Below are 19,630 nucleotides of genomic sequence, written 5' to 3'. Positions count from 1 at the left end.
CGGGGTCGTCGTCCGGCGGGCCAGTCTGGCATCGGCGCCGGGCGCGCGAGCGGCCGGCCGGGGGCCGCCGAGCCGGCCCGGGCGCGGTGGCGGGCGCCTCGCGCCGGGTGGCACGAGCCGGCCCGGTATCGTCGTGGCACGGTGTCGGGGGTGACGGACGGGGTCCGAGGTGTCGATCCGGGTGTTGATCGCCGACGATCAGGCCTTGCTGCGAGGCAGCTTCGCGATGCTCGTGGACACCGCGCCGGGACTGGCGAGCGTCGGCGAGGCCGCCACCGGCGTCGAGGCGGTCGAACTGGCCCGGCGCGAACGCCCGGACGTGGTCCTGATGGACGTCCGGATGCCGGAGATGGACGGCGTCGAGGCGACCCGGCACATCTGCGGACCCGACGGCGTACCGGGCACCCGGGTGCTCATCCTGACCATGTTCGACCTGGACGCCTACGTGTATCCGGCACTGCGCGCGGGTGCGAGCGGGTTCCTGCTCAAGGACACCCGGCCGGCCGAACTGCTCACCGCGATCGGCGTGATCGCGTCCGGCGAGGCGCTGCTGGCGCCGACCGTGACACGGCGGCTGATCGCCGGCTACGGGCCGACCGCCCCGAGCGGGGAACCGGCGCCGCCGTCCGGCGAGTTGGTCGGGCTCACCGATCGCGAACGCGAGGTCCTGGTCCTGGTCGGCCGAGGGTTGTCCAACGCCGAGATCGGCGCGCGCCTGCGGGTCGGCCTGCCGACGGTCAAGTCGCACGTGAGCCGCCTCCTGGACAAGCTCGGCGCCCGCGACCGCGTGCAGTTGGTGATCGCCTGCTACGACACCGGCCTGGCCGCCCCCGCCCGCCCGGGCGCCGGATCCCGGCCGTAGGGCAACACGGCGACCACGCGGAAGCCGCCCTCGGCGAGCGGGCCGGCGGTGAGCGTGCCGCCGTGCAGCGCCACCCGTTCGCGCATCCCGACGAGCCCGTAGCCGTGCGGTCCGGCCGAGGCGCCGGGACCGTCGTCGCCCACCTCGATCCGCACCCGCCGGCCGTCCGCCTCGACCGAGACCTCGCAGCGGGCGGCCGGGGCGTGTCGGGTCACGTTCGTCAGCGCCTCCTGGACAATGCGAAACGCGGACAGGCCGACGCCCTCGGGGAGTTCGCGAACGCCGGAGACCCGCAGGGTGACCCGGACACCCATCCGCCTCGCCTGTTCGACCAGTGCCCCCAACTCGGCGACGCCGGGAGTCGGCCGCGACCCGGCCTCCTCCTCGGCGCGCAGCACGCCGAGCATCCGACGCAGATCGGTCAACGCCTCGCGGCTGGTGGCCTCGATCACCCGCAACGCCTCGACGGCCTCCCCGGGGCGACTGTGCGCCACGTGGCCCGAGATCGACGCCCTGACCGCGATGACCCCCATCGTGTGCCCGACCACGTCGTGCAACTCGCGTGCGATGCGCAGCCGTTCGTCGGCCGCCGCGCGCTCGGCCGACTCCCGGGCGGTGCGCGCCGCGAACTCGCGGCGTGCGCGCACCGTCCGACCGATCGTCCACGCGCCGCCCAGCGCGCCGACCGCGGCCATGGCCGGCGCCGGATCGACCCGCCACGCGTACGCGGGCCCGAACGCGGCCAGCGCGAACAGCGAGCCCGCGCCGAGCGCCGCGATGGTCGGCGTGGGCAGGCGGCGGCGGTGCCCGGCGAGGGCGACCGGGTACAGCGCGAAGGCCGCGGCGGCGAACAACGTGCGTGCGGCGCCCACGACTTCCGCCGCGACACACGCGGCGAGCACCACGGCGAACACCGGCACCGGCCACCGGCGCCGGAGCGCGACCGGAGCCCCGATCCCCAGGGCGAACAATCCGCGTACCCACCACGGCAGATGGCGTTCGGGCCCGACCGACCACGCGGCGAGCGTGAACCCCACGGCGGCCGCGCCGTCCAGCGCGAACAACCACCGTCGGGTCAGCCGCCGGGTCACCGCCGAGCGCAAGCCGGACTCGTTCACGCCCCGACCCTATGGAGCGCGACCGCGCTCCACCTCATCCCCCGGGATGTCAGTCGGCCGCCCGATGCGCCGCGACCCCCGGGCGCCCGAGGGTGATCCGCATGATCGAAGTGGAAGACCTGACCAAGCGATACGGGCGGGTCGCCGCCGTCGACGCGCTGTCCTTCGTGGTGCGTCCCGGTGTGGTGACCGGATTCCTCGGCCCCAACGGCGCCGGCAAGTCCACCACCCTGCGGCTGATCCTCGGCCTGGCCGCGCCCACGCGCGGCACCGCCCGGGTCAACGGCCGCGCCTACGCCGAACTGCCGCGCCCGATGCGCGAGGTGGGCGTGCTGCTCGACGCGGACACCGCGCACGCCGGACGGACCGCGGTCGACCACCTGCGCTGGCTGGCCCGCAGCAACGCCATCGGGCGCCGCGGCGTCGACGCGGTGTTGGAACAGGTCGGCCTGGCCGCGGTCGGCCGCACCCGGGTCGGCGGATTCTCGCTGGGCATGCGCCGGCGACTGGGACTGGCCGCGGCGCTGCTCGGCGATCCCGGCGTACTGATCCTGGACGAGCCGACCAACGGCCTGGATCCGGACGGCATCCGCCGACTCCGGGACCGGATCCGCGCCCTGGCCGGCGAGGGCCGCACGGTCTTCGTCTCCAGCCACCTGATGAGCGAGATGGAGTTGACCGCCGATCGCCTGATCGTGATCGCCGCGGGGCGCCTGATCGCCGACACCTCCGTGCGCGAGCTCACCGATCGTTTCGCCCGGGGAGTGCTGGTGCGTTCGCCGCGCGCGGGCGAACTGGCCGCAGCCGCGGTGTCCGCGGGCGCGACGGTGGCGACGGAGCCGGACGGCCGACTCGTGGTGCGCGGGCTCGAACCGCACTCCATCGGCGATCTCGCCGCGACCCGCGGCATCCCGGTGTGGGAAATCCGCGCGCGGACCGCGTCGCTGGAGGAGGCGTACGTCGAACTGACCGCCGGCCGCCTCGAATTCGTACCGACGGAGGCGGCGCGATGACCGACGTGCTCGCCGCGGAATGGCTCAAGCTGCGCACCGTGCGCTCCACGTACATCGTCCTGGCCGCGCTGGCCGTCGCCATGGCCGGCACCTGCGCACTGGCCGCGTACGGCGCGCACACCTGGGACGGGCTCTCGGAGACGGACCGCGCGCACTTTTCCATGTCGCCCCTGGAACCGCTGTTCCTGACCGTCGCCGAGATGAGCATGGCCGTGCTCGGCGCGCTGACGATCACCTCCGAGTACGCCGGCGGCATGATCCGGGACACCCTGGTCGCGGTGCCCAGGCGCGGACGCGTGGTGTGCGCCAAGGCGGCGGTCGTCGGCGCGTTCGCCCTGGCGCTCGGATCGGCCTGTGTGTTCGCCACGTCGTACCTGACCCGGGCCCTCGTCGGTGACCGGCCGATCCCCGCCTACGCCGACGCGGGCGGTCCCACGACCGGCCTGCTGGTCGCGCAGAGCCTGGCGATCACGGTGGCCGCGCTGGTGGGATGCGGGCTGGGCGGGGTGCTGCGGTCCACGGCGGGCACGATCAGCGCCGTGGCCGGTCTCCTGTACGTCGTTCCGATGGTCGTGCGCAGCCTGCCCGCGCCCTGGGACACACGGGCCGACTCGTTCGCTCTCGACAGTCTTCCGGGCCAATTGGCGGGCACCGGCAACCCCTACTCGATCTACGGCACGACCCTGCCGCCGATCGCCGCGGCCGCGGTGATGGGCGCCTACGCGGTGGTGCCGCCGACCGTGGCCGCGATCCGGATCCGCCGCCGGGATCTGTGATCGGGGCGCCGGCCGGGTGCGCGGAGCGAGTGCCCCGAGCCCGTCCGCGGGCCCGCGGACGCCCGTGTCATTCGCGGCGCACCAGGGCCTTGGCGCGGGTGTAGCCGCGGGCCGCGAGGAGCGCGCCCGCGGCGGTGAGCACGGAGTACGCGAGCAGCGCCGGCGCGAAGCCACCCGGCAGCCACGGGATCGGCCCGCGCTCGTCCTCGCCGAAGAGAAGTCGGACCAACCCCTGTCCGAAGGCCACCATCACGACCATGCCCAGGATCTGTCGAACGTCATGTCTCGTGGACTCCTTCCTTCAACTTTCTGCGTTACGAACGTATCAGCGAGGGAGTCGAAACCCACCTTTGCAGGCAGCAATAGTTGCGTTTCGTCACACAAGCTCCAGCGCTAGAATGAGTGCCATGCGTGACGAAAACAGGCCGGGGTGTCGGATCTGCGGCGCGGACGTCGCGATGTCGCAGCGTGGCCGTCCCGCCGTCTACTGCTCCCGGAGCTGCCAGGCCCGGGCCTATCGCCGACGCAAGCAGCCACCCGTTCCGGCCACGCCGGCGGCGGCCCGACCGAGGGACGTCCGGGCCCGGCAACGGCGCCGGATCGCCGAGGCGGTGTGGCGGATCGCCGCCGAACAGGGCCTGGACGCGGCGAGCATGCGCCGGATCGCGACGGAGGCCGGAGTATCCCTGCGGCTGGTCCAGTACCACTTCGACAGCAAGCACACCCTCCTGGTCGACGCGCTGCGCCTGCTGCACGAGGAGAACGGTCGGCTCGCCAGGACCCGGATTCCGACCGACGCGGGTGACATCCCCGGGCTGTTGCGGTCGATCCTGGGCGAGTTCCTGCCGATGGACGAGCAACGCGGCTTCGCGCTGCGGGTGTTCGCGGCCTACTACGCCCGCAGTCTGACCGATCCGGAGCTCGCGGCGGTCTTTCTGGCCGCCGAACAACCGCTGGAGCACCTGGTCGCGGACATCATCGAGAAGGGTCGCACGGCCGGACTCGTGGCGCCGGGCCTGGACCCCGGGCACGAGGCGGACCTGCTGGTGTCGGGGGTCACCGGGCTGGGCCTGGACGTCGTGCACGACCGCCGCTCGCTCGCGGAGGTGCGGGTGGTCATCGACTACCACCTGGGCCGGATCTTCCCGACGGCGGTCGTCTCGGGCTGATCCGCGTGCCGATTCGGACCCGGCGTCTCGTGGGCGGCGGAGGGCGAAAAAAGAGTTCCCGCGGATTCGGAGAGAAATCCGGGCGTGGACGCACATCCCCACCGAACGGGTCGTCACGCGCGGCCCCCAGGCGAAGGGACGCCTCCATGTACCGGCTCTCGCACCCGCGTTCGGTCACCGGCCGAACCGCACACACCCCGCTCCACCTCCCGCGTCGAACGGGTACGGCGGTGGCCTGCGTGATCGCGGCGACGACGCTCGGATCCGCCGTCGGCGGCTGCGCGCTGCTCGCCCGCACCGCCGTACAGGTGACCGCCGAAGCGGCCGTCACGGCCACCGCGTCGGCCTTCTTCGAGCGCCTGGGCCGGGACCGGGCCGACGTCCACCCGGCACGGGACGGCGGCCGTCGTCGCGGCGACACCCCCGGGCTGTACGGTGTCGCGCGCGACGTGCCCGGTTGCGACCGGCCCAGGCTCGTCGCGCTGCTCGCGGCGGACCCGGCCAAGGCCGCCGCGTGGACGGCCGCCCTGGGCATCACGATCGCGCAGATCGACGAGTTCGTGGCCCGCACCACGCCCGTTCTGCTGCGCCAGGACGCGCTGGTGCGCAACCACCGGTTCCGCGGCGGCACGGCCGAGGGCTACCCCGCGCTGCTCCAGGCGGGTACGGCGGTGCTGGTCGATCCGTGGGGTCGGCCGGTGGTCAAGTGCGGCTGCGGCAACCCGCTCACCGCCCTGGCCCAGGTGCCGGACCGGATCAAGGCGAACGGTCTGACCCCGGCCTGGAAGCGGGTGTACGACAAGCGCGCGGTCGTCGCCATCACCGGTGGCGACCCGATGTCCCGCATCGTGCTGACCGATCTCGACCGTCCCGATGTCACGATCACGCGGCCGACCGGGACCGCCGGCGAGGCCGACACCACCTCCGAGCGCCGACCGGAGTCTTCCGCGGACAAGCCGTCCACGTTGCCCGGACCGGGCCGATCGGCGCCCGCCACCTCGACGTTGCCCGGGCCCGGCCGCTCCGTGCCGCCCACCTCGACCACCCGCCCCGGCGGTCGAAGCGCCGTACCGACGAGTCCCTCGCGCACGGTCGCACCGCCGGTGACGTTGACGTTGTCGACGAACACGGTCGCCGTCGGCGCCTCGTACACCGCGCGCGCGGCCGGCTTCGAACCCGGCGAGCGGATCACCTTCCATTGGACCGGGGTCAGTGTCGGAACCATCGACACCGTCACCGCGGACCGCGAGGGGACGGCGGTGATCTCGGTGCGCGAGGGCGCGGCTCCGGGCGACTACCGCATCCTGGCCCGGGGGGCCACATTCGGCCGGCTCGCCGCCGCGCCGCTGCGCGTGGTGGCCGCCACGTCGCCGGCGGCGCCCGCGCCGACCCTGACGCTCTCCACGAGCACCGTCGCGGTCGGCGCCTCCTACACGGCGCGCGCGGCCGGATTCCGCCCCGGCGAACGCATCACCTTCCGGTGGACCGGGGCCGGTTCCGGGACCATCACCACGGTCACGGCGGACACCGCCGGATCCGCCTCGATCTCGGTCCGGGAAGGGGCCGCCCCCGGCGATTACCGCATCCACGCCGACGGCCTCGGCTCGGGCCGCACCGCGGGCGCCCCGCTGCGCGTGGTCTGAGCACCGGGAAAGCGCGTCGGCCGGGCCGGGCGGATCGCCGGCCCGGCCGAACTCCCGTGCGGGAGGCCGCTGTCGGGTGGGGAGGAAGAGGGGGAAGCGGACGGTCAGCGGGACCCCGTCAGGTGGGCGAACAGCACGGTGTTGTCCTGGTAGCCCCCGTTGTCGGGGTCGTAGTCGCCGCCGCAGGTGATCAGGCGCAACTCGGCCCGGTTCAGGTCTCCGTACACCCGCTGCGTGGGGAACTCGGCCTTGGCGAAGCGCTCCACGGAGTCGACGGTGAACACCGCGGTGCTCTGGTCCGCGCGGCGGATCTCGACGATGGACCCCGGGTGCAGGGTGCCGACGTCGTAGAACACGGCCGGGCCGGAGGCCGAGTCGAGGTGGCCGACCACCACGGCGGGGCCGAGTTCGCCCGGGGTGGGTCCCTCGTTGTACCAGCCGGCGTGACGCTCCGGATCGGGGGGCGGCACCTCGACGGTGCCGTCCGCGCCGAGCCCGACCGAGGTCACGGGGGCGTGCAGGCCGATCTCGGGGATGTCGACCGAGGCGGGCTCGGCGCGGGCGAGGATCGGGCCCTCGACCGCCGACGTGGCGGGAGGGGCGGGGTCGGCCGGGCCGTCGGAGGGCGTGGTGGCGGGCGCGTGCGTGGACACCACCTTGGGGGCGGCCGTGGCCGCGGCGGGTGGACGTCGTTCCTGATAACCGATCACGGCGAGCACGACGCCGCAGACCAGCACCGCGACGGCCGCCACCAGCAGGAGGCGACGGCCGGCGCGATGGACGAAAGGTGTGTCAGCCACGCAGGTTGCCCCGGCGCAGCGCGAACGCACCGGCCCCGGCACCCGCGACGGCGAGTGCGGCGCCCAGACCCAGGAGGCTGTTGTCGGACTCGGTGGTGCCACCCGCGCCGCCGGCTACCGCGCCGACCGGCAGCAGCTTGGTCTGGCCGGCCGGCTTGGCTTCGGGCTTGTGTACGGGCGCCGCGGGCTTGTGCACAGGCTTGTGCGGGGCCGGCTTCACCGCTTCGGGGTGCTTGACCGGGTGCTTGACCGGGTGCTTGACGGGGTGCTTGACAGGCTTGTGGTGGTCGACCACGACGGTCTTGTGGTTGTTCACCACGTAGCTGTTGGTCGTGTGGCTGATGTGGTTGTTCGTGACCACGGTGTTCGTCACGTGGCCGATGATGATCGGCGGCTTCCCACCCGGCTTGTGGTCGGCCTTGTGGTCGGGCTTGTCCGCCGGCTTGTGGTCGGCCTTGTGGTCCGGCTTGTCCGCCGGCTTGCCGCTCGGCTTGTGGTCGGGCTTCTCAGCCGGCTTGCCACTCGGCTTGTGGTCGGGCTTGTCGGCCGGCTTGTGGGCCGGCTTGCTCGAGCAGTCGTGCGCCGGACGGGGGCAAGTCGGGGCACCGCCCCCCATCTTGCCGTGCTCCGCGCCGGATCCGCTGTCGGCGCCTGACGCCTCGGCCTTGATGTCCTTGGTCTGCGGGCCGGGACCCTCGGCGGCCGTGGCGGTGCCTCCGATGGCTACGGCCAACAGGCCGGCGGCTACGGTGCTGCAAAAGACACGAGTGGTACGCATCAGAGACGATCTCTCCTTCGCAGCCGGCGCGTGATCGGCGATCCGATGGGGAACGCGACGGCAATGCGGAAAGTTGCCTCATATATTGCGAAAATCACCCTTGCCAGCGCTAAGTAACACTTATGGGTGATCGGTGCTCTTGGGGTCAGGAACCGATGTCGCCGGTCGAAAGCGGCGAACTCCGTTAGTCAAAACGGGAGTTGCGGGTCATCGGCGGTTTTCTCGGCCGGGGGCGAGATGAGGCGCCCGTAGGCGGTGCAAACGGGGTCGACGGGGTCGACGGAAGAACACACTCGCGCGAAAAGCGGAGCGGATGAACCTTGGGGCGGGGTGGCCGAGGGGCCGGCCGGAAGCCCCCATTCGACGGCCGGTCCGCGCTACCATCCACCGGCCGCACAACCCGTCCGGTCGTACAACCGAATGGGGGACCGTGATGCGTGGCGCCGGTGCGCGAACAGCGGGATCACGGAAGGTGTTTCGGGCCGTGGGGGTGGCGGCGGCCCTGGCGGCCGTGTCGTGCGCCACGGCTCCGGCCGCGTTCGACGGGCCGGAGCACGACGCCACGCGGGACTATCTGCGGACGATCGCCGACGGCGGTTCACCCGCGGCGCTCTACGGCGTCTGCGCCGGTGCGAACGGCGCGGACGCGCATCGGGTCCTGGCCGGCGAGGGGACCGGATTCAGCTTCTCGCTCGTCGCTTCCACCACGAGCAAAGACACGGCCGCGGTCAACGTGAAGGTCACCGGACAGGACCATTCGGCCTCTCCCTACAACGTCGACCTGCGCCGGGAGAACGGGAAGTGGCGGGTCTGCGCCATGGGCCCGGGCCATGTCTCGATCGACGTCGACGCGTTCTAGCGCGGCCCGGGCTGCGGGCGGCTGATCCCGCGTGTTCCGGCGACGAGGCGCGGGTCGGTCTGCGATATTTCGGCACGAGCCCGACCGCCCACGTCCGGAACGGAATCGGTGACCATGACACCCGAGCGCCACGCCTTACCATCCGCGTACGACCCCACCCGCGCCTTTGCGCGTCGGGACCGTCCGGCCGGCCCGACCCGGCGGCGCGCGCTGCGTACGCGGGTCGCCGCGATCGTGGTCGCGGGCCTGTCGGTGATCGGGGCCGGCGCGGTGGACGCCGCCGCGACCACCGAGAGCGCGCCGCCCACACCCACCCTGTCCTGGGCACCCTGTGCCCAGGACGCGACCTTCGAGTGCGCGAACGCCACGGTGCCGCTGGACTATCGCGACCCGCGCGGCCGTACCCTCACCCTCGCGGTGATCCGGCACCGGGCCGCGGATCCGAGCAGGCGGCTGGGCACCCTGGTGATGCAGCCGGGCGGACCCGGCAACTCCGGGGTCGACTTCGTACGCGGCAACCACGCCGCGCTGCCCGCCGAACTGCGGGACCGGTTCGACGTTTTCGGCTTCGACGCGCGCGGGATCGGGCGCAGCGCGCCGTACGAGTGCTGGGACGACGCCCGCTACGCCCAGGAGATCGGGTCCTCGCCGGGACACCCGGGCCCCGACGCGTACCGGCGCGCGGTGAGCACCGCACGGGACTTCGACGCCGCGTGCGCCGCCAAGGCCGGCGACGTGCTGCCGTTCGTGGGCACCGACTACGTCGCCCGCGATCTGGACCTGCTGCGACAGGCCCTGGGCGAGCGCCGGCTCTCCTTCTACGGACGCTCGTTCGGCAGCTTCGTCGGCACGGTGTACGCGGACCGGTACCCGGGACGCGTCCGCGCGATGGTGCTGGACGGCGGGTACGACCCGGTGCGCTACGCGAACCGCCCCTACGAGTACGACCGGCCGCAATATCTGGCCCTCGACGGCGCGATGGCCCGCTTCCTGGACTGGTGCTCGGCCGACCCGACCGGCTGCGGGTTCGGCGGCGGCGACGCGCGCGGCGCCTTCGACCGGCTGGTGTCCGAGTTGGACGCGCACCCGGTGCCCACCCCCTCCGGAGCGCTCGCCAACGGCTACACCCTGGTGTATCGACTGATGTTCAACATCAACGAGGGCAAGGCGATCTGGCCCGCGTTCGGCGCGGCGCTGCGGCAGGCGGAGCTGCGCGACGGTACGGCCTTCCTGCTTCGACCGCCGTCACCGGCGAGCTTCGACTTCCTCACCGCGAACATCGCCGTCGAGTGTGTCGACCGCGTCTACCCGAAGGACATGGGCCGCCTGGAGCGCAACGTACGGGCCAACGTCCGCGACGCGCCGCTGCTCGGCCCGGCCATCGGCTTCGGCCCGCCCACCTACGACCACAACCACGCCCCGGCCTGTGTGCAGTGGACCGGTGAGCGGGTCAGCCGACACCAGGGCTCGTACCGGGCGCGGGGTTCCGCGCCGATCCTGGTCCTGGGCACCACCGGCGACCCCGACACCCCTTATCGGGACGCGGTCGCGCTGGCGGATCGGCTGGACAACGGCCGGCTGCTCACCTTCCGCGCCGAGGGGCACACCGCGTTCGGCCGCAGCGCGTGTGCCAAGGCGGCGGCCACGGCCTACCTGACCGAGCTGGACCTCCCGCCGCGCGGCACGGTCTGTGCCGACGAGGTGGACCCGACCGCCGCGGCGGCGCCGCGCTCGGAGAGGGCGGTCGGGCCGGGCCGCGACGAAGGGTTCGACCGGATCGGCTGACCCCGGATCGCCGACCGGATCGGCCGACCGGATTGCCGACCGGACCGTCGATCCGGATGGACGCCACCGGGGCCGGGGCCGGGATCGATACGATGAAGGTATCCATCCCCGGCCCCGGCGACCGGCGGGAACACCCGCCTCGCGTCGCTTGTTCTCTTCCCGGGTGAGTAGTCGAGGCAGTCAGGAGTTGCGACATGAGTGCTCAGGTGGAGAAGGCGGTTCTGGCCGGCGGATGCTTCTGGGGGATGCAGGACCTGATCCGCAAGCAGCCGGGGGTCACCGCCACCAGGGTCGGCTACTCGGGCGGCGACGTCCCGAACGCGACCTACCGCAACCACGGCGACCATGCCGAGGCGATCGAGATCCTCTTCGACCCCTCGGTGACGACGTACCGCGACATCCTGGAGTTCTTCTTCCAGATCCACGACCCGACCACCCGGGACCGGCAGGGCAACGACATCGGCCGAAGCTACCGCTCGGCGATATATTTCGCCGACGAGCAGCAGCGTGCGACGGCGATCGAGACCATCGCGGACGTGCAGGCCAGCGGCCTGTGGCCGGGTGACGTGGTCACCGAGGTGGAGCCGCTGGGCGACTTCTGGCAGGCCGAGCCCGAGCACCAGGACTACCTGGAGCGCTACCCGCACGGCTACACCTGCCACTTCCCCCGACCGGGCTGGAAGTTGCCGCGCCGTACACACGCCTGACCCACAACCCTCGCGCCCCGCACCGCACCCGGTGCGGGGCGCGAGGTCGCTCGGCCGGGCCCGCTCCCGGCGCGGCGGGTGGAACTGTCGGCCGACCGGTCGCGTCCCCCACCGCGGATCCACGTGCGGATCAACGTAGAGTCTCCCCACCTCCGGGAGGCCGGCGAACGCGGGACGGCACACGATGACCACGACTCCAGGTATCGACGACGAGCACCGGCCCCGGGATCCGGGCGACCCGCCGCGCGTCCTGGTCGTCGACGACGACCCCGCGATCCGCCGCGCACTCGAACGCGGCCTGCGCTTGGCCGGCTACCACGTACTGCTCGCGTCGGACGGAGCCGCCGCGCTCGACCTCACGGGCAGCGCCGAGCGCCCCGTGCCGCGGGCACCGCACGCGATCGTGCTGGACGTGGCCATGCCCGGCCGCTCCGGCATCGAGGTCTGCGCCACGCTGCGGGCCCGAGGCATCGAGACCCCGGTCCTGATGTTGTCCGCCCGAGACGAGACGGCCGACCGGATCACCGGCCTGGAATCGGGCGCGGACGACTACCTGGTCAAACCCTTCGACCTGCGCGAACTCGACCTGCGGCTGCGGGCGCTGCTGCGCCGCCGACCACCGGACGCCGCGACCGACTCGGTGCTGCGCGCGGGCCCGCTCGTGCTGGACCGCGCCGCGCACCTGGCCACCCACGACGGCGATCCGGTGAACCTGACCGGCCGCGAGTTCGCCCTGCTCGACGTGTTCGTGCGCAACGCCGGCCAGGTACTGACCCGTGATCAACTGCTGGCCCGCGTCTGGGGATATGACTTCGAGGTACGCACCGACGTGGTCGACACCTTCGTCAGCTATCTGCGCCGCAAGCTGGAGGCCGGCGACCGACCGCGTCTGCTGCACACCGTGCGCGGCGTCGGCTTCGTCCTGCGGGTGCCGGACGGCCGGCGGTGACCGCGGCCCCGGACCGGGCCCGCGAAACGCGCCGCAGACCGGCCATGCGGCTGTCCACCCGGATCGCGCTGGCCGTGGGCGTGCTCGTCCCGCTCCTGGTGATCGCCGCCGGAACCCTGGTCGTCCGGTGGGTCACCGCCGATGTGACCCACCGTCAGGACGTGGCCCTGCGGCAGCGCGCCGACCACCTCGCACCCGACGCGCGCGCCCTGGTGCGTGCCGTGGAGAACGAGCGGGAGAACGCGGTACGAACCCGGGAGAACCGGCTGCTGGACGGTGCGCTCGACCTCGGCGTACGGGTCGAACTGCCCGGCGGCCCGGTGTCGGCCGGGCCCCAGCCGCCCGCGGGCGTGCCGCTGCCGGACGCCAGGCGCCGGGGCCCGGTCACCGTGCGTGCCGGCGGCAAGGCGTGGCGCATGGTCAGCCGCCCGCTCGGCGCGACCGGCACGCTGCGGGTGTTCCAGCCCACGTCGGAGACCGACGCGCGCACCGCGCTGCTGCGCCGACGCGTATTCGTGGTCGCCGCGTTCGCGGTACCCCTCTCCGCGCTCGCCGGCCTCGCCGTCGGCAGCACCGCCACCCGGTCGTTGCGGGCGCTGCGTCGGCGGGCGGCCGCGATCGAACCGGACGACGGGGCGCGCCCGGACGTGCACATCGCGTCGGGGGTCGCCGAGGTGGACGACCTCGGCCGCACGCTCGCGGCGGTCCTGGGTCGCTACGACACGCAGACCGCCCGGACCCGGGAGGCGCTGGAGACGGCCCGGGCGTTCGCCGCGACGGTGGACCACGAACTGCGCGGACCGCTCACCGGCATGCGTACCGACCTGGACGTGCTCGCGACCTACCCCGAACTGGCGCCGGCCGAGCGTACCGAGATCGTCGCCGACCTCGCGGCCGGGCAGGAGCGGATCCTGTCGCTGCTCGCCTCCCTGCGCGCGCTCGCGCAGGGCGATCTGGCCGACGGGCAGGCCTTCGAGCGGGTCGATCTCGGTGAACTGGCACACGCGGCGGCCCGCGACGCGCGCACCCACCGACCCGACGCGGACCTGGTCGTGTCCGCCCCGAAGGACGAGGTCCGGATCGACGGCCTGGGTCCGGGGCTGCGGCTGCTCCTGGACAACCTGATCGGCAACGCGCTGGTGCACGGGCGCGGACCGAACGGCGCGGTCTCGATCCGGATCGGGGTCGAGGCCGGGGCGGACGGGGCCCGGATCCGGGTGGACGACGACGGCCCCGGCATACCGGTCGAGCGGCGCGAGGCGGTGTTCGAGCGGTTCCGGCGGGGCCCGGACAGTCCCGGGGCCGGCCTGGGCCTGACCCTGGTCGCCCAACAGGTGGCCCTGCACCTGGGACGCGTCACGGTGGGGACCCCGCCGACCGGGCGCGGCACCCGCGTCGAGGTCGTCCTGCCGCTTCGGCGCCCGGACGTGGAGCCGGCCCGGACCCGGGGGATCCGGCACGACTGGCTGACCCGGGAACCGGCGGAACGGGAGGCCGGCGGGTGAACCGCCGGCGGGAGCGGCACCGCTCCCGGACACCGAGCCGAAGGTGGGGCGGGCCTGCGTACCGGGCCTCACATGAAGCCCACAGACGGCCCACAAGAACCCCACAGAACAGGTTCATACCGTCGCGGCACGCCACCTCGCACCGGGGTGGCGAACCGTGAACTCGGGAGAAGCACCATGTCTCGCCGTACCACCACCGCGCGCACCCGCGCACCCCACCGTCTCGCGACGCTCGGCGCCCTCGCGGCGCTGACCACGATCGCCGGCCTGGCCGCCGCCCCCGCCGCGCAGGCCGGCCCCATGCCCGGTGCCGACAAGCACAAGCCGGCCATCTGCAAGCGGCTCCCGGCCATCGACACCCGCCTGGACAAGGCGATCGAGCGGCTGAGCGGCGCCGCCGCGGTCAAGGGGTCCATCGCCCACCTGCAAGAGCGGATCGCCACCGCGGACCGGCTCGACCGGCCGGCGGTGAAGACCTACCTCAACGACAGGTTGACCACCCGTCAGCGCCTGCTGCCCGAACTGCGGCAGCGCAAGACCGATCTGGCGAACGTGAAGACCTGGTGCGACGCGCGGCAGCCCGCCGCCGGGAAGTGACCGGCGCACGTCGTCGCCGGGCCGGCGCCGCCCTGATCGCGGTCCTCGCGCTGGGCACCGCGCTGAACGCGTGCGGTGGATCGGACGACAGCGGCGACGGACCGGTCCCCGCCGGCACCCGCGTCGCTCCCACCGGCGCGCCGACGGACCCGGCGGCCATCCTCGCCGAGGCGGAACAGGCGGCCGACCGGGCCGACCGGGACGCCGACGCCCCGGAGACCCCGCCGGGCTGACCGGGCGGGCCCGGGCGCGCACCGGGCCTCGCGCACCGGGCTTCGTGTACACCCGGCCTCGTGTACACCCCGCGTCGCGCACATCGGCGGTACGCACACCGGCGGGCCGCAGCCGATCGCGGGCGGCCCGCCGGTCCGCCACGCCCGGGTACGGCCCGAGCACCTCGGCCGCTAACCGACGGCCACGCCTTGGGCCGGCTCGTCGGCCGGGACGCGCACGGCGACGAAGGTCGGGGAGCGGCGCAGTCGGAAGCCGAGGGACTCGTACAGGCGGATGGCGTTCACGTTCTCGGCCGCGGCGTGCAGGAACGGTGTGTCGCCACGTGCGGTGATGTCCGCGACCAGCGCGAGCACCAGCCGGGTGGCCAGGCCCCGTCCGCGCCGAGCCGGATCGGTGCACACCGCGCTGATCTCGGTCCAGCCGGGCGGGCGCAGCCGTTCCCCGGCCATCGCGACCAGCGCGCCCTCGTGTCGGACGCCCAGATACGTGCCCAGTTCGATGGTGCGCGGCAGGAACGGGCCCGGCCGGGTGCGGGCGACCAGATCGAGCATCTCGGGCACGTCGGCGTCGGTGAGCCGGACCAGCGAGTCGTCGGGTATGCCGAAGACCGCGTCACCCATCAACTGGACGCCGCGCATCCGCATCACCACCTCCCACGGCGCGGGTGGCTGCAATTCCTCGCCGTCGGCCAGCGGTACGACCGCCCCCGGGCCGGCGAGCGCGGCGAGATCGGCCCAGTCCGCCGGACCGGGATCGTCGGGCAGGGCCATGAACGGCGCCACGTCGGCGCGATAGCGCACGACCCGGCCCTCGCGTTCGGCCAGCCCGGCGTGCGGGCCGGTCAGGGACGAATAGGCCACGTTGTCCAGCACGCGCACATCGTTCATGGCGTGCCGACCGTCGACCGGGCTCGGGACATCGTCGATCCACTCCGCTCTCGCGTCACCAGGGGAGGAAGGGCCGGACCGGTCGGTGCCCACGCCCGCCCGATCGGGCGACGCCGCACCGAACACCCTTGGCCCTGCCGGGAAAGGGCCGCCGCGGACCCGACGAGGACCGGCATACCGATCCCCTGGGACCGCCCTCGACGGCACCGGTCGCAACGGCTCAGGAGGAGCCGGGCAGGCCGAAGCGACACGCGGCACTGCTCACCCGCAGCAGGTCGATGTGCCTGCGGGTCGCCAACCGGATCCTGGCCTGCATGATCGGCAGGCTACGAGCTCGACCGCGCCCCGTCAAAGGGCTTCCACGGTGTGACACCGCGACCCGCGTCGCCCGCGACCGCAGGGGATCCGCCCCTTCGGGGCGCCGATCCCGGGAGCGGCAAGAGGCATGCCCGGCCGGGTCGTTGCCGCCCTTAGGGTCGATGGACAAGACCCGGCGGGCTGCGTTAGCGTCGCGATGTCGGCCGATACCGGTCGTCGCCGCAGTACGTGTCACGAGTGCCGACATCGAGCCCCGGCTGGTCGGCCGGCAACCCTCCTTCGCGACGGGGTGCCCCGGGTGAGGACACGGCCGCGCGTCACTCGCGTGGCAATCGCGGGGCCCGCCTCGACGGGCCCGAGGGCAAGGGGACGATGTCATGAGCAGGTGCGTGATCGCGGTGGAGCACCGCGCCGCCGCCGTGCCCGCCGTCCCGACCCCGGCCGGCCGCCGGGAGGGCGTGATCGGCGCTCGCGGGCGGCGCGCGACGTCGCCCCGGAACCGGTTGACCCGGCGCCTGTTCATCGATCTGCGCCGCTCCGCCGGCTCCCTGTGTCACTGATCCACTAGCACTCGCCACCTCGGGCCGTACGCGCCGCGAAGCCGCGGCAACGCCCGCCCGAGGTCGCGTCGCCGTTCCCGTCCGCAGTCCAGCCGGCTCCGCCACGGGCGCCTATTCCCGCACGAACCAGCCCTGAGATCCCGCGCGTTCGGCACCCGCCGAACGCGCGGGAGCGGGCGCCCATCCGCCTTCGGGCAGCCACGAGACCCCCGTCCCGGCCGAACACCGCACACGGATCCGGCCGTCGGGCGATCGGCCGCGCCGTGTCGTGCCGCCCGCCCGCGACGCACCGTCGTCACCGGCGGTCGTCCCCACCGTCGCCACTGACTGCTGCCACCCACCGCGTCACCCACCGTCGTCACCCACCCGAAAGCGAGACCCACCCATGACCACCCCGAACACCCCCGCCCCCACCCCCCTGCATCTGGCCCTCGCGCTGGACGGAGCCGGTTGGCATCCCGCCGCCTGGCGCGAACCCGAGGCCCGCCCGGGGGAGTTGTTCACCGCCCGCTACTGGACCGACCTGGTCGCCGAGGCCGAAGCGGGCCTGCTCGACTTCGTCACCATCGAGGACGCGCTGTCACCCCAGTCCACCCGCTTCGACGGCTTCGACACCCGCACCGACCAGGTCCGCGGCCGGCTGGACGCGGTACTGATCGCCTCGCGCGTCGCGCCGGTGACCGAGCACATCGGACTGATCCCGACGGCGACCGTGACGCACACCGAGCCGTTCCACGTCTCCAAGGCGATCGCCACGCTCGACTACGTCGGCCTCGGCCGCGCCGGGTGGCGCGCCCAGGTGTCCCGCCCGGCCGAGAACACGCACTTCGGCCGACGCGAGCACGCGCCGTTCTCCGTCGAGGACTACCACCGACCCGAGGTGCAGGCGGCCGTCGCGGAGAGCTTCGCCGAGGCCGAGGACTTCGTCGAGGTGGTACGCCGACTGTGGGACAGCTGGGAGGACGACGCGGAGATCCGTGACGCGGCGACCGATCGGTTCATCGACCGCGACCGGGTGCACTACATCGACTTCGTCGGTTCCAGGTTCCGGGTCCGCGGGCCCTCGACCGTGCCGCGCCCGCCCCAGGGCCAGCCCCCGGTCACCGTGCTCGCCCACTCCACCGTGCCCTACCGGCTCGGCGCCCGCGCGGCCGACGTCGTGTACGTGACGCCGCGCGACCACGACGACGCGCTCGCCATCGTCACCGAGATCCGCACCGAACAACGCGCCGCCGCACGCGAGTCGGAGACCGTGCACGTCTTCGGCGACCTGGTCGTCTTCCTCGACGACAGCACGGCCGCGGCCCGCGAGCGCAAGGCCCGGCTGGACGACCTGGACGGTGCCGAGTACACCAGTGACGCCCACGTGTTCACCGGCACAGCGGCCGAACTCGCCGACCTCCTCCAGGACTGGCAGCGCGCCGGCCTGACCGGATACCGCCTGCGACCGGCCGCGCTGCCGCACGATCTGCACGCGATCACCCGCGAGCTGGTGCCCGAGCTGCAACGCCGCGGCGTCTTCCGCACCGAGTACACGGCCGGCTCGCTGCGCGCCCGGCTCGGCCTGCCGCGCCCGGCGAGCCGCTACGCGACGCCCACGGCCGCGGCGTGACCCGCGCCGAGTCCACCAGCCCCACCGCCGTCCCGGCAATCGTCCGAAGGGACCCATCCCGATGAGCACGTCGCGCAAGCAGATCATCCTCGGCGCCTACGTGGGAGGCGTGAACCACCACACGGTGTGGTCCGACCCCGAGGCCGGCAGCCAGATCGACTTCTCCTCCTTCAAACACGTCGCGCAGACCGCCGAACGCGGCCGATTCGACTTCTTCTTCCTCGCCGAGGGCCTGGCCCTGCGCGAACGCCTGGGTCTGATCTTCGACCAGGACATCGTCGGACGTCCCGACACCCTGCCCGTGCTCGGCGCACTCGCCGCCGTCACCGAACACCTGGGCCTGATCGGCACGGTCAACGCCACCTTCAACGAACCCTACGAACTGGCACGCCAGTTGAGCACACTCGACCACCTCTCCGGGGGCCGGGCCGGCTGGAACGTGGTCACCTCCTTCGACGCCTTCACCGGCGCGAACTTCCGCCGCGGCGGCTTCCTGAACCGCGAGGACCGCTACACCCGCGCCGCCGAGTTCCTGGCCGCCGCCCGCGAACTGTGGGACTCCTGGGCGGCGGACGCGGTGGCCGCCGACCAGGCGGCGGGCGTCTTCCTGCGCGACCCCAAGGCCGGCGAATTCTCGTTCACCGGCGAGCAGTTCGACATCTCCGGCCGGTTCGGCACGCCACGCAGCCCGCAGGGCCGGCCGGTGATCCTGCAGGCCGGCGTCTCACCGCAGGGCCGCGACTTCGCCGCCGGCGGAGCGGACGCGATCTTCTCCCCGTACCACCGCCTGGAGGAGGCTCAGGAGTTCTACCGCGACATACAGGCGCGGGCCACCCGCCTGGGCCGGCCCGCCGGTTCGGTCAAGCTGCTGCCGTCCGCGTCCTTCGTGCTCGGCGAGAGCGAGGCCGACGCCGTCGAGCGGCACCGCGACATCACCCGGCGCCAGATCGGCGGACGCACCGCGCAGATCCTGCTGGAGACGGTCTGGAACCGCGACCTGTCCGGCTACGACCCGGACGGACCCCTGCCCGACGTGGCACCCGACCCCGACGGACCGCCGGTGATCCGCGGCCGCGCCCGGATCGCCGAGGACGCGCACCGCAAGGTGGCCGAGTGGCGCGCGCTGGCCGAGGCCAACTCGTACTCGCTGCGCGACCTGGCCATCCACGTGTTCGGCCGCACCGAGTTCGTCGGCACCCCGGAACAGGTGGCCGAGCGGATCGACACGTTCGTACAGCAGGACGGCTCGGACGGATTCATCCTGGGCTCGCACCTGACCCCCACCGGCCTCGACGAGTTCGTCGACAAGGTGGTGCCGCTGCTCCAGGAACGCGGCTCGCTGCGCGCCGAGTACACCGGCGGCACGCTGCGCGAGAACCTGGGCATCGGGCCGGTCCGGGAGGAGGGGGCCGCGGCCCGCGTGGCGTGAGACCCGGCCGGGTGGATCCCGGAGCCGCC

The 19,630-nt window shown here is 73.5% G+C and carries 21 protein-coding genes and 1 riboswitch; of the genes, 15 read left to right on the top strand and 6 right to left on the bottom strand.

The window, feature by feature from the left end:
- Nucleotides 1-169 precede the first annotated feature (169 nt).
- A complete protein-coding gene (locus ACWCPW_RS36850; RefSeq protein ID WP_449765924.1) occupies nt 170-862 on the top strand; it encodes a response regulator in 693 nt (230 codons plus the stop codon).
- On the opposite strand, the gene ACWCPW_RS36845 is transcribed toward ACWCPW_RS36850, so the two are convergent.
- Nucleotides 808-1,980 (bottom strand): sensor histidine kinase, encoded by a 1,173-nt coding sequence (locus ACWCPW_RS36845; RefSeq protein ID WP_449765923.1) that lies wholly within the window; start codon nt 1,978-1,980, stop codon nt 808-810. The two genes, ACWCPW_RS36850 and ACWCPW_RS36845, sit on opposite strands and share 55 nt — an antisense overlap.
- A gap of 101 nt (nt 1,981-2,081) precedes the next feature.
- On the opposite strand from ACWCPW_RS36845, the gene ACWCPW_RS36840 reads away from it, so the two are divergent.
- Together ACWCPW_RS36840 and ACWCPW_RS36835 are read left to right on the top strand one after the other, a co-directional pair.
- Nucleotides 2,082-2,993, top strand: a complete 912-nt coding sequence (locus tag ACWCPW_RS36840; protein WP_449765922.1) for an ABC transporter ATP-binding protein — start codon at nt 2,082-2,084, stop codon at nt 2,991-2,993.
- Entirely contained in the window at nt 2,990-3,769 is a 780-nt protein-coding gene (locus ACWCPW_RS36835) for an ABC transporter permease (protein WP_449765921.1), read from the top strand. The genes ACWCPW_RS36840 and ACWCPW_RS36835 overlap by 4 nt, the downstream gene beginning before the upstream one ends.
- Nucleotides 3,770-3,836: 67 nt before the next feature.
- Here the strand turns inward: ACWCPW_RS36835 and ACWCPW_RS36830 are convergent, their stop codons facing one another.
- Complete coding sequence (locus ACWCPW_RS36830; protein ID WP_449765920.1) at nt 3,837-4,028, bottom strand: hypothetical protein; 192 nt, start codon at nt 4,026-4,028, stop codon at nt 3,837-3,839.
- A 148-nt stretch (nt 4,029-4,176) separates the two neighbouring features.
- On the opposite strand from ACWCPW_RS36830, the gene ACWCPW_RS36825 reads away from it, so the two are divergent.
- Both ACWCPW_RS36825 and ACWCPW_RS36820 read left to right on the top strand, forming a co-directional pair.
- On the top strand, nt 4,177-4,938 hold the full coding sequence (locus tag ACWCPW_RS36825) for a TetR/AcrR family transcriptional regulator (RefSeq protein WP_449765919.1): 762 nt from the start codon (nt 4,177-4,179) through the stop codon (nt 4,936-4,938).
- A 146-nt stretch (nt 4,939-5,084) separates the two neighbouring features.
- Complete coding sequence (locus tag ACWCPW_RS36820; protein WP_449765918.1) at nt 5,085-6,581, top strand: DUF6777 domain-containing protein; 1,497 nt, start codon at nt 5,085-5,087, stop codon at nt 6,579-6,581.
- A 104-nt stretch (nt 6,582-6,685) separates the two neighbouring features.
- On the opposite strand, the gene ACWCPW_RS36815 is transcribed toward ACWCPW_RS36820, so the two are convergent.
- A complete protein-coding gene (locus ACWCPW_RS36815) occupies nt 6,686-7,381 on the bottom strand; it encodes a class F sortase (RefSeq protein WP_449765917.1) in 696 nt (231 codons plus the stop codon).
- Nucleotides 7,374-8,159 (bottom strand): hypothetical protein, encoded by a 786-nt coding sequence (locus tag ACWCPW_RS36810; protein WP_449765916.1) that lies wholly within the window; start codon nt 8,157-8,159, stop codon nt 7,374-7,376. Before ACWCPW_RS36810 ends, ACWCPW_RS36815 begins: the two co-directional genes overlap by 8 nt.
- A 484-nt stretch (nt 8,160-8,643) precedes the next feature.
- On the opposite strand from ACWCPW_RS36810, the gene ACWCPW_RS36805 reads away from it, so the two are divergent.
- The 7 genes from ACWCPW_RS36805 (at nt 8,644) to ACWCPW_RS36775 (ending at nt 14,794) form a co-directional block, all read left to right on the top strand.
- Nucleotides 8,644-9,018 (top strand): hypothetical protein, encoded by a 375-nt coding sequence (locus ACWCPW_RS36805; RefSeq protein WP_449765915.1) that lies wholly within the window; start codon nt 8,644-8,646, stop codon nt 9,016-9,018.
- Between the two features lie 114 nt (nt 9,019-9,132).
- Nucleotides 9,133-10,803, top strand: coding sequence for an alpha/beta fold hydrolase (locus ACWCPW_RS36800; protein WP_449765914.1), 1,671 nt, complete (start codon nt 9,133-9,135; stop codon nt 10,801-10,803).
- Between the two features lie 194 nt (nt 10,804-10,997).
- Nucleotides 10,998-11,510 carry a peptide-methionine (S)-S-oxide reductase MsrA gene (gene msrA / locus ACWCPW_RS36795; protein ID WP_331770366.1) on the top strand — a complete coding sequence of 171 codons (513 nt, stop codon included), beginning with the start codon at nt 10,998-11,000 and terminating at the stop codon, nt 11,508-11,510.
- A gap of 184 nt (nt 11,511-11,694) precedes the next feature.
- Complete coding sequence (locus ACWCPW_RS36790; RefSeq protein ID WP_449765913.1) at nt 11,695-12,459, top strand: response regulator transcription factor; 765 nt, start codon at nt 11,695-11,697, stop codon at nt 12,457-12,459.
- A 44-nt stretch (nt 12,460-12,503) separates the two neighbouring features.
- On the top strand, nt 12,504-13,964 hold the full coding sequence (locus ACWCPW_RS36785) for a sensor histidine kinase (RefSeq protein ID WP_449765912.1): 1,461 nt from the start codon (nt 12,504-12,506) through the stop codon (nt 13,962-13,964).
- Between the two features lie 177 nt (nt 13,965-14,141).
- Nucleotides 14,142-14,561 carry a hypothetical protein gene (locus ACWCPW_RS36780; RefSeq protein ID WP_449765911.1) on the top strand — a complete coding sequence of 140 codons (420 nt, stop codon included), beginning with the start codon at nt 14,142-14,144 and terminating at the stop codon, nt 14,559-14,561.
- Nucleotides 14,558-14,794, top strand: coding sequence for a hypothetical protein (locus tag ACWCPW_RS36775; protein ID WP_449765910.1), 237 nt, complete (start codon nt 14,558-14,560; stop codon nt 14,792-14,794). Before ACWCPW_RS36780 ends, ACWCPW_RS36775 begins: the two co-directional genes overlap by 4 nt.
- A 171-nt stretch (nt 14,795-14,965) precedes the next feature.
- Here ACWCPW_RS36775 and ACWCPW_RS36770 read toward each other — a convergent pair whose 3' ends face one another.
- Both ACWCPW_RS36770 and ACWCPW_RS36765 read right to left on the bottom strand, forming a co-directional pair.
- Complete coding sequence (locus ACWCPW_RS36770; protein WP_449765909.1) at nt 14,966-15,682, bottom strand: GNAT family N-acetyltransferase; 717 nt, start codon at nt 15,680-15,682, stop codon at nt 14,966-14,968.
- A gap of 220 nt (nt 15,683-15,902) precedes the next feature.
- On the bottom strand, nt 15,903-15,998 hold the full coding sequence (locus tag ACWCPW_RS36765) for a putative leader peptide (protein WP_331770360.1): 96 nt from the start codon (nt 15,996-15,998) through the stop codon (nt 15,903-15,905).
- A gap of 231 nt (nt 15,999-16,229) precedes the next feature.
- Nucleotides 16,230-16,341, top strand: a riboswitch (SAM riboswitch).
- A 36-nt stretch (nt 16,342-16,377) separates the two neighbouring features.
- Between ACWCPW_RS36765 and ACWCPW_RS36760 the strand changes: the two genes are divergently transcribed.
- From ACWCPW_RS36760 to ACWCPW_RS36750, 3 genes are all read left to right on the top strand, one after another.
- Nucleotides 16,378-16,560: a hypothetical protein gene (locus ACWCPW_RS36760; protein WP_449765908.1), complete on the top strand. Its 183-nt coding sequence runs from the start codon at nt 16,378-16,380 to the stop codon at nt 16,558-16,560.
- A 385-nt stretch (nt 16,561-16,945) separates the two neighbouring features.
- Nucleotides 16,946-18,172, top strand: a complete 1,227-nt coding sequence (locus tag ACWCPW_RS36755) for an LLM class flavin-dependent oxidoreductase (RefSeq protein ID WP_449765907.1) — start codon at nt 16,946-16,948, stop codon at nt 18,170-18,172.
- A 61-nt stretch (nt 18,173-18,233) separates the two neighbouring features.
- On the top strand, nt 18,234-19,601 hold the full coding sequence (locus ACWCPW_RS36750) for an NtaA/DmoA family FMN-dependent monooxygenase (protein WP_449765906.1): 1,368 nt from the start codon (nt 18,234-18,236) through the stop codon (nt 19,599-19,601).
- The last annotated feature ends 29 nt before the right edge of the window (nt 19,602-19,630 follow it).

It is taken from the genome of Embleya sp. NPDC001921 (assembly GCF_053594475.1).
This window is presented reverse-complemented; position numbering and strand designations above follow the sequence as displayed.